Annotated in this window: 8 protein-coding genes; 5 read left to right on the forward strand and 3 right to left on the reverse strand. The window is 70.5% G+C overall.

The features are described from left to right. Positions 1-16: 16 nt before the first annotated feature. From CACI_RS41750 to CACI_RS41760, 3 genes are all read right to left on the reverse strand, one after another. Complete coding sequence (locus tag CACI_RS41750) at positions 17-2,461, reverse strand: sodium-translocating pyrophosphatase (protein WP_015796996.1); 2,445 nt, start codon at positions 2,459-2,461, stop codon at positions 17-19. A gap of 291 nt (positions 2,462-2,752) precedes the next feature. Next, entirely contained in the window at positions 2,753-3,274 is a 522-nt protein-coding gene (locus CACI_RS41755) for an ATP-binding protein (RefSeq protein ID WP_015796997.1), read from the reverse strand. Positions 3,275-3,382: 108 nt separating this feature from the next. Then, positions 3,383-3,724 carry an anti-sigma factor antagonist gene (locus CACI_RS41760; protein ID WP_015796998.1) on the reverse strand — a complete coding sequence of 114 codons (342 nt, stop codon included), beginning with the start codon at positions 3,722-3,724 and terminating at the stop codon, positions 3,383-3,385. 264 nt (positions 3,725-3,988) lie between these two features. Between CACI_RS41760 and CACI_RS41765 the strand changes: the two genes are divergently transcribed. The 5 genes from CACI_RS41765 (at position 3,989) to CACI_RS41785 (ending at position 12,758) form a co-directional block, all read left to right on the forward strand. Next, complete coding sequence (locus CACI_RS41765) at positions 3,989-6,409, forward strand: DEAD/DEAH box helicase (protein WP_015796999.1); 2,421 nt, start codon at positions 3,989-3,991, stop codon at positions 6,407-6,409. A 10-nt stretch (positions 6,410-6,419) separates the two neighbouring features. Further along, the gene (locus CACI_RS41770) at positions 6,420-8,246 is read left to right on the forward strand and encodes an ABC-F family ATP-binding cassette domain-containing protein (RefSeq protein ID WP_015797000.1); all 1,827 of its coding nucleotides are present in this window, start codon (positions 6,420-6,422) and stop codon (positions 8,244-8,246) included. 229 nt (positions 8,247-8,475) lie between these two features. After that, a complete protein-coding gene (locus CACI_RS51825; protein WP_015797001.1) occupies positions 8,476-11,163 on the forward strand; it encodes a sensor histidine kinase in 2,688 nt (895 codons plus the stop codon). After that, positions 11,163-11,909, forward strand: coding sequence for a LuxR C-terminal-related transcriptional regulator (locus CACI_RS41780; RefSeq protein ID WP_015797002.1), 747 nt, complete (start codon positions 11,163-11,165; stop codon positions 11,907-11,909). Before CACI_RS51825 ends, CACI_RS41780 begins: the two co-directional genes overlap by 1 nt. Before the next feature lie 126 nt (positions 11,910-12,035). Continuing rightward, positions 12,036-12,758, forward strand: coding sequence for a response regulator (locus CACI_RS41785; protein ID WP_015797003.1), 723 nt, complete (start codon positions 12,036-12,038; stop codon positions 12,756-12,758). The last annotated feature ends 1 nt before the right edge of the window (position 12,759 follow it).

The raw sequence follows: 12,759 nt of genomic DNA on the forward strand, positions 1-12,759 counted from the left end.
CTCCAGAAGCCGCCGCTCAGATCGACTGCGCGGAAGCCTCCATCGAGGTGTCCTCGTCGCCGTTGCGCGGTGCGCCGGGGGCGGCCGGGGCCGCTGCCTCGACGGCCGCGCCGACGCCGGTGACCGGCGTGGAGCCGGCGCCAGAGTCGCCGTGGGAGTCCGAGACGGCGATCGACTTGCGCTTGCTGTTCCAGACCGCGGCGACGATCACCAGGATCGCGGCGATGGCGATCAGGGCGCGGACCGCGGCGTTGGCCGAGGTGCCGATCGACAGCTGGACCACGGCGGGCGCGATCAGGAGGCTGACCAGGTTCATCACCTTGATCAGCGGGTTGATCGCGGGACCGGCGGTGTCCTTGAACGGGTCGCCGATGGTGTCCCCGACGATGGTCGCGGTGTGCGCCTCGGAGCCCTTGCCGCCGAAGTTGCCGTCCTCGACCAGCTTCTTGGCGTTGTCCCAGGCGCCGCCGGAGTTCGACAGGAAGACCGCCATCAGGACGCCGGTGCCGATCACGCCGGCCAGGTAGGAGCCCAGCGCGCCGACGCCGAGGGTGAAGCCGACCGCGATCGGCGCCATCACCGCCAGCAGACCCGGGGTGATGAGCTCGCGCAGCGAGTCGGTCGTGACGATGTCCACCACGCGGCCGTACTCGGGCCGCCCGGTGCCGTCCATGATGCCGGGGATCTCGCGGAACTGGCGGCGGACCTCGTACACGACCGCGCCCGCGGCCCGGGACACGGCGTTGATCGCCAGGCCCGAGAACAGGAACACCACGGCCGCGCCGATCATCAGACCGAACAGGTTCCGCGGGTCGCCGATGTTCAGGACGCCGCCGAACTGCAGCGCCTGCTCCGGGCTGCCCAGCTTGGGGTCGTGGACCTTGCCCACGGCCTCGGTGATCTTCTGGGTGAACGACCCGAACAGCGCGGTCGCGGCCAGCACGGCGGTCGCGATCGCGATGCCCTTGGTGATCGCCTTGGTGGTGTTGCCGACCGCGTCCAGCGAGGTCAGCACCTTCGCGCCCTCCTCCCCGACGTCGCCGGACATCTCCGCGATGCCCTGCGCGTTGTCCGAGACCGGGCCGAAGGTGTCCATCGCGACGATGACGCCGACCGTGGTCAGCAGACCCGTGCCGGCCATGGCCACCGCGAACAGCGACAGGGTCAGCGAGGCGCCGCCGAGCAGGTACGCCAGGAACACGCCGCCGCCGATCAGCAGCGCCGAGTAGACCGCGGACTCCAGCCCGATGCCGATGCCGGCCAGGACCACTGTCGCCGGCCCGGTCAGCGAGGTCTTGCCGATGTCCTGCACCGGACGCCGGGTGGTCTCGGTGAAGTACCCGGTCAGCACCTGGATGACCGCGGCCACCACGATGCCGATCACCACGGCGCCCAAGGCGATCAGGCGCGGATCCTTCGTCGCGGCGTCGGCCAGCACGCCGGGGTCGACATGGTCCAGCTTGGAGATCTTGTCGGGCAGATAGGTGAACGCCGCGATCGCCACCAGGACCACCGCTACCACGGCGCTGATGAAGAAGCCGCGGTTGATCGCCGCCATCGCGTTCTTGTCCCCCGTGCGCGGGGACACAGTGAAGATGCCGAGGACCGCGGTGATCACGCCGAGCGCCGGCACCATGAGCGGGAACACCAAGCCCTGGGTACCGAAAGCGATCTTTCCCAGAATCAGTGCGGCGACCAGCATGACCGCGTAGGATTCGAACAAGTCCGCGGCCATGCCCGCGCAGTCGCCGACGTTGTCGCCGACGTTGTCCGCGATGGTCGCGGCGTTGCGCGGGTCGTCCTCGGGGATACCCTGCTCGATCTTGCCGACCAGGTCCGCGCCGACGTCCGCGGCCTTGGTGAAGATGCCTCCGCCGACACGCATGAACATGGCCAGCATGGCGGCGCCGAAGCCGAAGCCCTCGAGCACGTTCGGGGCGTTGCCCTTGTAGATGAGCACCACCAGCGCGGCGCCGAACAGGCCCAGGCCGACGGTGAACATGCCGACCACGCCGCCGGTGCGGAAGGCGATCCGCATCGCCCGCGGCGAGCCGGACTCGTTCGCCGCCGCGGCCACGCGGACGTTCGAGCGCACCGCCAGCCACATGCCGACGTACCCGGTCGTGGCCGAGAAGGCGGCTCCGACCAGGAAGAAGACCGAGCGCCCGATGCGCTGCGACCAGTCGTCGGCCGGCAGGGCCAGCAGCAGGAAGAAGGCCGCGGCCGCGAAGATCGCCAGTGTGCGGAACTGCCGCGCGAGATACGCGGACGCGCCTTCTTGCACCGCGGCCGCGATGCGTTTCATATTCTCTGTGCCCTCGCTGGCCGCCAGCACCTCTTTGACAAGGATGCCGGCGACGCCAAGCGCACCTAGGGCGATCACGGCCACCACGAAGATCCAGGCGAGGTTGCCCCCGGCCAAAGGGATCACCGTCGAGCCGCTGTCCGCGAATTGCGGCATGCGTCCTCCACTGTGACGATCCGTATTCCGTCGCTGTGTAACTCAGATCACAGCCAATGGCAGGGGAGTCTACGCGCGAAAGGTCCAGGTCGGTCAACAGATCGTTTCGCCGACCTCACGGATCGCTATGTGATGAAGGACACTTTTCACTCGGTTTGGTGAATGCGACTACCCCTTCATGTGCCCGGATACACATGAAAGCGGCGAAGCGCCAAGGGGAAGGCGCCCCGCCGCCGGGAGCTGAATCGGCCTAGTCGGGAGACCGGCGAAACCGGCTCCTCATATAAGTGTTCAGAAATCCTTGACGGGCCATCCCATGCGGATCGCGCCGCCGTCGGGACCGGAGGTGATGTCCAGATCGTCCACCAGTCCGGTCAGGACCGCCAGGCCCATCTCGGCGTCGTCGAGGTCGTCCTCGTCCTCCGGCTCGACCGCCGTCTCACCCTCGGCGGCCGGGGCGGTGGCACCGTCCCGGGGACTGGGCACGGCGCCGGAGACCTTGTCGGCCACCGTCACCACGAACCGGTCGGCGACCAGCCCTGAGCCGGACTCGTCGACGGCGTCCAGCACCACCACGACCGGTTCGCCCGGACAGTGCCGCTGGTGCAGGCCGACGGCCCGGGAGCAGGCCTCGCCGACGGCGAGGCGGACCTCGTCGAGGAGCCCGGCCTCCACGCCGACCCGGCGGGCGTGGGCGACCGCGACCAGGCGCGCGGTCCGGACATGCTCGGGCTGCGGAGTGAACCGCAGCAGAACGGCCGTGGCGCTCTCCGTCTTGGCCACCGTGCCGACGGCCGACGATTGCGCATCCATGTTGGCAGACCCCTTAGGAACAAGTGCGGGATGGAACGGCCCGGACGGCGGGCCCGCGCCGCACAGTGCTGACAAGCACGGCGCGGCGGTGGGAGCCCGCCGATGTGGCTAGTCGACGGCGGTGACGGCCTGCTCCACGCTGTCGCTGATCGGGAAAACCTTGGTCAGGCCGGTGATCCGGAAGATCTTCAGGATCCGCTCCTGGGTGCACACCAGGCGCAGCGAACCGTCGTGCGCGCGGACCCGCTTGAGCCCGCCGACCAGGACGCCCAGCCCGGTCGAGTCCAGGAAGTCGACGTCCTCCATGTCCACGATCAGGTGGTACTTCCCGGCGCCGACCAGCTCGACCAGCTGTTCCCGGAGCTTCGGGGCGGTGTACACGTCGATCTCCCCGCCGACCTTGACGATCGTCCGGCCGTTCTCGTCTCGCGTCTCCAGCTTCAGGTCCACTGCCGGCCTCCAAAACGGTGCCTTCCCGCCGTGGCGGGGGTGAGAAAAGGTGTGTCCTCGGCAACACAAAATACAGCTTCACCCGGGTCAGGGCTTGAGCACAGTCAATCACCTCGGGGTGACACTCGGCCACGATTCGCGCCAAGTGCCCTCTAATGGTGCGTCGTACTGCGCCGATGATCGCGCCCGAGCGGGTGTCGCGGGCCGCGCCTCGTCGGAAGAAGGTCGTGTCGTGTCGTGCGTCGTGTCGGATACTGGTCTGCGATGTCGCCGACTCCTCCTTATCAGCAAAACCCCGTCACGGGTGGTGTGTCCACACCAGACCCGGTACTCGGTGCTGCCGGTAAGGAGAACGACACTATCCCGGCAACGCTGGAGAGACTGATCTCGGTTCCCGCGTCGCGTGCGGAGCGTGTGACGCATGTGCGCGTCGTTCCGGCCCGGGACGCGGTGCACGACGAGTGGCCGGAGTGGGCCGACGAGGCCGTTGTGCAGGGGTTCCGCGACGGCGGCGGCGTCCCGCGGCCCTGGCGGCACCAGGTCGCCGCGGCCGAGGCGGCGCGCGAGGGGCGGCATGTGACGCTCGCCACCGGCACCGCCTCCGGCAAGTCGATGGGCTTCCAGCTGCCGGCGCTGACCGCGATCCGCGAGAACGCGGGCACCACGCTGTACCTGGCGCCCACAAAAGCGCTGGCAGCGGACCAACTCAGACGTCTCACTCGTTTGGACGTACCGGGGGTCCGCGCCGGGCTCCTGGACGGCGACACGGACGCCGAAGCCCGCGACTGGGTACGTCAGCACGCGAACTATGTCCTGAGCAATCCCGACATGCTGCACTACTCGATGCTGCCGGGACACGCGCGCTGGGCGTCCTTCCTCCGCAAACTGCGTTATGTCGTCATCGACGAGTGCCATACCTATAAAGGTGTCTTCGGCTCACATGTGGCGGCCGTCTTGCGCAGGCTTCGCCGCATCTGTGCGCGCTACGGCTCCAGTCCGACTTTCATACTGGCGTCGGCCACGACCGCCGACCCGGCTGTGTCGGCCTCGCGGCTCACCGGGGTTGAGGTCTCGGCGGTCACCGACGATTCCTCTCCGCGGGGTCCACTGGTGTTCGCCCTATGGGAACCTCCCCTGACGACCCTTATCGGGGAACGCGGAGCGCCGGTTAGGCGCTCCGCGACTGCGGAGGCCGCGGACTTGCTGACGGACTTGGTCCTGGACGACGTCCGCACAGTGGTCTTCACCCGCTCCCGGCGAGGCGCCGAACAGGTGTCGATGCAGACACGCGATTACCTAGAGGAGCGACGGACCGGGTACGGCAAGCGCATCGCTGCGTACCGCGGCGGATACCTGAAGACCGAGCGCCGCGCCCTGGAAGCCGCCCTGCACATGGACCCGACCAAGGACGGCGCCCTCGTCGGACTGGCCGCCACCACCGCGCTCGAACTCGGCGTGGACGTCGCAGGGCTCGACGCCGTCCTGATGGCCGGGTTCCCCGGTACCCGCGCCTCCCTCTGGCAACAGGCGGGTCGCGCTGGGCGCGCCGGACAGGGAGCGCTCGCGGTCCTCATCGCGCGCGACGACCCGCTGGACACCTACCTGGTCCACCACTCCGAGTCGATCTTCGACCGGCCGGTCGAGGCCTCCGTCCTGGACCCGGACAACCCCTACGTCCTGGCGCCGCACCTGTGCGCCGCCGCAGCGGAACTCCCCCTAACCGATAGCGACTTGGAACTCTTCGGCCCGACCACGGAGTCCCTGCTGACCGACCTCACCCGCCGCGAGTACCTGCGCCGCCGTCCGACTGGCTGGTACTGGACCCGGCGCGAGCGTCCCTCCGCGCTGACGGACCTGCGCGGTACCGGCGGCGCGTCGGTCCGCATCGTGGAGGACCAGACCGGCCGCCTGCTCGGGACCGTGGACGAGGGCGCGTCGCACTCCACGGTGCACGACGGCGCCGTGTACCTGCACCAGAGCCACACCTACCTGGTGGACAAGCTGGACCTGGAGCAGAACATAGCGCTGGTCCACCGCGCGAACCCGGACTACACCACGATGGCCCGCGACGTGGTCCAGGTGAGCATCCTGGACACGGAGCAGACCCAGGACTGGGGCGACGCGTCCCTGCACTTCGGCTCGGTCGAGGTGAGCACGCAGGTGGTCTCCTACCTGAAGCGCAAGGCCGGCACCGGCCAGATCATCGAGACCAAGCCGCTCGAACTGCCCGAACGCGTCCTGCGCACCCGCGCCGTGTGGTGGACCGTCGACCCCGCCGCCCTGCGCGACGCCGAACTCGACGCCGCGATGAGCGCCGGCGCCGCGCACGCCGCGGAGCACGCCTCCATCGGCCTCCTGCCGCTGTTCACGCCCTGCGACCGCTGGGACATCGGCGGCGTCTCGGTCCCGCTGCACCCGGACACCGAGCGGCTGACGGTGTTCGTCTACGACGGCCACCCCGGCGGTGCGGGCTTCTCCGAGCGGGCTTACGGGGCGGCCGTCGCGTGGCTGACGGCGACGCGGGACGTGATCACGGCGTGCGAGTGCCTGGAGGGCTGCCCGTCGTGCGTGCAGTCGCCGAAGTGCGGCAACGGGAACAACCCTCTGGACAAGGCCGGGGCGGCCCGGTTGCTGAACCTGGTCCTGACCTGCGCGCAGGACGGGCCCCCGCCCGGAACCCGGTAGCGTTGGCGCAATGGCGCCCCAAGCTGTCAACCTGGTCAACCTGGTCAACCTCGAGAACGTCTCCAAGGCCTACACCGCCCGCACGCTGCTCGACAAAGTCTCCCTCGGCCTGTCCGAGGGCGACCGGATCGGCGTGGTCGGACGGAACGGCGGTGGCAAGTCGACGTTGCTGCGGGTGCTGGCGAAACTCGACGAGCCCGACTCCGGGCGGGTCACGCACACCGGCGGGCTGCGCATCGCCTTCGTCGGGCAGCACGACACCCTGGACCCGGCCGCGACCATCCGGCACGAGCTGGTCGCCGACAAGCCCGACCACGAGTGGCTCGCCGACGCGCGGGTGCGCGACGTCATCACCGGGCTGTTCGGCGGGACCGACTTCCCGGCGTTCCCGGACGGCATGGACACCCGCATCGGGCCGCTGTCCGGCGGCGAGCGGCGCCGGGTCGCGCTGGCCAAGGCCCTGATCAACGAACACGACCTGCTGCTGCTCGACGAGCCCACCAACCACCTGGACGTCGAGGGCATCGCCTGGCTGGCGCGGCACCTGGCGACCGCCAAGCCGGCGCTGCTGACCGTCACCCACGACCGGTGGTTCCTGGACGCCGTCACCACGCGGACGTGGGAGGTCGTCAACGGGCAGGTGCTCGACTACGACGGCGGCTACTCCGCGTACGTCCTGGCGCGCGCCGAGCGGCAGCGGCAGGCCGACGCCGAATGGGACCGCAAGCAGAACCTGCTGCGCAAGGAGCTGGCCTGGCTGCGGCGCGGTGCCCCGGCCCGGACCAGCAAGCCGAAGTTCCGGATCGAGGCGGCGAACGAGCTGATCGCCGCCGAGCCACCGGCGCGCGACGGCGCGGAGTTGCAGAAGTTCGCGGCGAGCCGGCTCGGGCGGACCGTCTATGAGTTGGAGGACGTGTCCTACGCCGTCGGCGAGGGCGCGGACCAGAAGGAATTGCTGAAGCGCGTCACCTGGCAGCTGGGTCCCGGCGAGCGGCTGGGGCTGATCGGCGTCAACGGCTCCGGCAAGTCCTCGCTGGTGCGGCTGCTGCTCGGCGAGGCGCAGCCGGACTCGGGACGGGTCGTCGCCGGTGTCACGGTGAAGCCCGCGCACCTGTCGCAGGAGGTGGCCGAGATCGATCCGACCTGGCGGGTGCTGGAGGCGGTCGAGAAGGTCCACTCCACGGTCGAGATCGGCAAGGGCAAGACCCTGACGGCCGGGCAGCTGCTGGAGCGGTTCGGTTTCGCCGGGGAGAAGCAGTGGACGCGGGTCGGCGACCTGTCCGGCGGCGAGCGGCGGCGGCTGCAGCTGCTCAGGCTGCTGATGGACGCACCGAACGTGCTGCTGCTCGACGAGCCCACCAACGACTTGGACATCGACACCCTCACCGCTTTTGAGGACATCCTCGACGGCTGGCCGGGCACCCTGCTGGTGGTCAGCCACGACCGCTACTTCCTGGAGCGCACCACCGACCGCGTCGCGGCCCTGTACGGCGACGGCCGGATCCGGCTGCTGCCCGGCGGCGTCGAGGAGTACCTCGCCCACCGCGAGCAGCGCGCCACTGAGCTTTCGAACTCCCGCACAACCAAAGTGCCCGCACAACCGTCAAACATGACGAGCGGCGGTGCGGGTTCTCGTGAGGACCGTGCCGCGAAGAAGGAGCTGGCCCGGATCGAGCGGCGCCTGGACAAGATCGCCGAGCTGGAGGCCAAGCTGCACGAGGAACTGTCGCGGATTGGGGGAGACTATCTCGCAGCGGCCGATGCGGACGCTAAGCTACGCGAGTTGCATGAGGAACGTCTCCGTCTAGAGGATGAGTGGCTCTCACTCTCCGAGTAGACGGCGGACCGCCTTCGAGCCGGTTGCTCCCATCGCGTGATCCGGGGCGTCATCCCTGGTCGCCCGGGGTCCGCCGGCGTAACGTCGAGGATGGTTGCCGGTGCGCACCGGCAGCCGGAGCAAGGGGGAGGCGCGTGGCACGCTACGCGGACGGACGGCCGGGCCTGGCCGCGTGTCCGACTCGCCGCGCGCGCGACCGTACCCGGAACCGCTGCGGTGGGGGACGATCATGAGCACGACCACGGCCGGAACGGACACGGGTGGACCGGCCGGCGGGAATCCGGCGTCGAAGGACCCGTACATCCGCGGCACGGACGAGACCGTGCTGCTGGACCTGCGCGAGCTGCGGGCGCAGGAGGCGGCGGACCGCGCGGCGCGCGAGGCGGCGGCGGCTGGCGCGAGCGCGGCCGAGGACCTTGACCATGAGACCCCTGAGGCTTCCGCAGATTCCACGGCTGCCGCGGCTTCTTCAGCTTCTTCAGCTTCTTCAGCTCCCGGCACGGAGCTCGAGCGCTACCACGGCTCGCACCGCCGCGACGCGGTCCTGTACGCCGACGGCGGCACCGCGATCCCGCTGGACCGCGTCCGCGAGGTCTGCCACGACCTACGCCAGCCGGTCGCCGCGATCCTGATGCTCGCCTCCGCCGCCGAACTGCGGCCGGACGTCCCCGAGCGGGTCCGCGACGTGCTGCAGGAGATCATGTCCCAGACCGAGGAGATATCCGCCACGGTCCGCCAGTTCCTCGACGACGCCAAGCAGGGCGTCGACGGCCTCGGCGAACCGGTCCCGTGCAACGTCGCGGGCCTGGCCGCCGAATCCGTGGAGCGCTGGCGCGCCACCTTCGACGGCGACCTCGCCCTGGCGGCCGCCGAGGACCCCCTGCACGTGACGGTCGACCCGGTCCTGTTCAAGCGGGCCCTCGGCAACGTCCTGTCCAACGGCACCCGAGCCGCCGGCGACTCCGGCCGCGTCCAGGTGACCGTCCGCCGCTTCGAAACCGCCGAAGGCGAACGAGCGGTGATCGAAGTCGACGACAGCGGCCCCGGCTTCGGCAACATCCCCGCAGGCCACGGCCTAGGCCTCGCCGTAGTCCGCCGCACCATAGAAGCAGCCGGCGGCTCGGTGGAATTCGCCGAGGGCCCCCTCGGCGGCGCCCTGGTCCGCCTGGTCCTCCCCGTCACCCCCATCCGCCCCCTGAGCGCGGACGACGAACTGACGAAGACCTTCCACGGCGAGATCTCGCTGACCCAGTTGGCCGCGCAGCTGGCGGCGGGCGGGGTCCACCGGGCACTGGCGGACTTCGAGGACTTCGACGATCTCGACGATCTGGACGAGCTCGACGCCTTCGACGAGGGCTTCACGGACGACTTCGAAGACGAAGACGACTTCGCCGAAGTCATCGATGTCACCGAACCCCCGGCATCGCTGACCGGCGGCCACGCCTTCATGACCCGACTGAGCGCCTGGCCAGAGCCGATGGCGATCTCCGGCACGCCCGAGCAGCTGGCAATCGGCGGCTCCGCCGAACCCGCGAACCTGTTCGGCCCGCGAACGCCGGAGCAGCTCGAGCCCGCCGCCACCGCTGACAACCGAACCTACTTCGGCCTGCCGCTCCAGCACTCTCTCCCGGCAGCCACCGACGAGCAGCCACCGGCACGCAAGTCCCCCGACACCTCAGCGGACACGGGCTACTTCGGCCTGCCTCTCAAGACCAACACCACCTCGCACCCCTCCGCCACGACCCTCGAAAACGGCGCCACCGAGGACCCCCAGACACCCCCCAACCGCCTCTACGGCACCCCCGCCGACATCACCGCCCACCCAGTCCCCGCCAGCGTGTTCCCCCCCACCCCCCACAACCCCACCCCCCAAGCCCCCGGCGAAATCACCGCCGCCGCCCACCAACCACGCACCGCACCACCCACCACCCCCCAGCCCTCACTCACCGCCCCCTTCGCCACCCCCGCCGCACCTCTGGACGCACCCGACGCCGCGCAGGCATCCGGCACACACTCGCCGCAGCCCGCCGCCGCCGCCGCGCCGACCGCTGCTCAGCCCTCCGCCACGCGCCAGCCGAGCTCCGCCGGACCGGTCGCACCGCAGACCACTGCCGCCGCGCCGATGTCGCAGCCCGCGACTGCGGCGACCTCGGCTGCCGCACCTGAGCCCTCGGCCGAGACCGCCGCTCAGGCGTCTGCCCCCGCGAACTTCTTCGGCGCACCGGTCGCACCGCAGGCAGCCACTCAGTCTCCTGCCGCGTCGATGCCGCAGCCCGCGACCGCGCCGACCTCCGCCGCAGTGCCTGAGCCCTCAGCGAACTTCTTCGGCGCACCGGTCGCACCGCAGGCAGCCACTCAGCCTTCTGCCGCGTCGATGCCGCAGCCCGCGACCGCGCCGACCTCCGCCGCAGCGCCTGAGCCCTCAGCGAACTTCTTTGCAGCACCGGTCGCACCGCAGGCAGCTACTCAGCCTTCTGCCGCGCCCACGCCGCAGCCCACGACCGTGCCGACCTCCGCCGCAGCGCCTGAGCCCTCGGCGAACTTCTTCGGCGCGCCGGTCGCTCCCCTGGACCCGGCCGAAGCCGCTCAGTCGTCTGCCGCGCACCTGCCGTACCCCGCCGGACTCGCCGCTCCGCCGTTCGCCGCGCCGAGCGCCGCCCAGACTCCCGCCGCGGCCGCCGGTCCCGCGGCGCCCGCCGCAGCCGAAGCGCCCACCGACCCAACCTCCGACCCCAGCTTCGATCCCGCCGACACCCAGCCTTTGCACATCATCCCCACCGGTCAGGACGACACCGCCCTCGCCTCGATCCAGCTTCCCTCGCAGGCGACCCTGACCCATCCCCCGCGCATCCCCGCCTCGGCGCTGCAGCCGGTCGCCTCGGTCCAGCTCTCTCTGCTCCCTGGAGGCGCTTTCTGATGCCCGCAAGGATCGTGCTGTGTGATGACCACACTTTGCTCACCGAGTCGCTGGCGGCGTCGCTGGCGGCGAAGGGGTATCAGGTGGAGGCGGTGACGTCGACGCCGGCGCAGGGGTTGGCTGCGGTGGCTTCGTTGGATCCGGACATCCTCATGCTTGATGTGCACTTTCCGATGACGGTCTCGGCGCGGGCTGCCGCCTCGCCGCTGGCCACGGCCGGGGAGCAGGCGTTTCCGGTGTCGCGGCCTAACAGCCGGATGGTGACGGCGGGGTTGGAGCTGGCGCGGGCGGTGCTGGAGCGGCATCCTCGGACCAAGGTGTTGATGGTTTCGGCGACGGATGATCCGGCGATCGTCAGCGCCGCCTTGGATCTCGGGGTGTCGGGGTTCACGCGCAAGGACCAGCGGATCGACGGGATCGTGCAGATCCTGGAGCGGGTCGCGGCCGGGGAGGTCGCGGTGGATCCGGAGTTGCTGCGGGCGGCGGTGCGGCATCTGAAGGCGCCGGACGTCGACCAGGCCGAGCGCACCCTGCGCTACCTCACCCCGCGCGAGCGCGAGGTGCTGCGGCGGATCGTCGAGGGCGAGTCGACCAAGCAGATCGCGCGCGCCATGGACATCGCGCAGTCCACGGCCCGGACGCATGTGCAGAACGTGCTGGTCAAGCTGGGTGCGCACTCCCGCGTCGAGGCCTCGGCGATCGTCGCTCGGGTCGGCGCGGTGGACCGCCTCGGTGCTTCGCAGTAACCGTGGGTGACCGCACGGTGAACCGCCGGGGACCGCGTCCAGAGGGGCGTCTACGTCATTTGGAGTATTCGCGGCTCCACACCATGGTGGTGGGCGGACGCCCCGGGGCTTGCGAGGATGGGGAGCATGCTTGACGCCTCCACGATCGGACTCGAGGACCGCCTCGAGGAGCGCCTCGACGTCGCCGGCCTCGGGGAGGTCCGCATCCTCGTCGTCGACGACCACCGCACCTTCGCCGAAGCGCTGGCCTCCCGCCTGCGCGCCGAACCCGGCTTCGGCGTGGCGGCGACCACGACCATCGACGGCGCGCGCCGCCTCATCGACGAGCGCCGCCCCGACGTGGTCCTGCTCGACGTCGACCTCGACGGCCGCGACGGCATCCGCTTCGCCGCCGAGATCCGCGCCAGCCACGCCGACGTCCGCATCGTCATGGTCACCGCCGGCGAGGAGGAGAAGCGCGTCGCCGAGGCGGTCCGCGGCGGCGTGAACGCCTGGGTCGCCAAGGACGGCTCGGTGGAGCACCTGCTCCAGGTGGTCCGCGGCGTCCTGCGCGACGAGACCCACATCCCGCCGCGCCTGCTCACCTACGTCCTGAGCGACCTGATGGCCGCCGAGCAGGAGCGCAACGAGCACGAGACCCTGGTCGGCGCCCTCACCCCCCGCGAGCGCGAAGTCCTGCAGTGCATGGTCTCCGGCATGACCCGCGCCTCCATCGCCCAGCACCTGTTCCTGTCCCCCAACACGGTCCGCACCCACATGCAGAACGTTCTGGGCAAGCTCGGCGTACACTCCACGCTGGCCGCCGTCGCGGTGGCCCGACGCGCCGGAATCGGGGAAGACCCCCGCTGAC

The sequence above is a fragment of the Catenulispora acidiphila DSM 44928 genome (assembly GCF_000024025.1).
GTDB classification, from domain to species: Bacteria; Actinomycetota; Actinomycetes; order Streptomycetales; family Catenulisporaceae; genus Catenulispora; species Catenulispora acidiphila.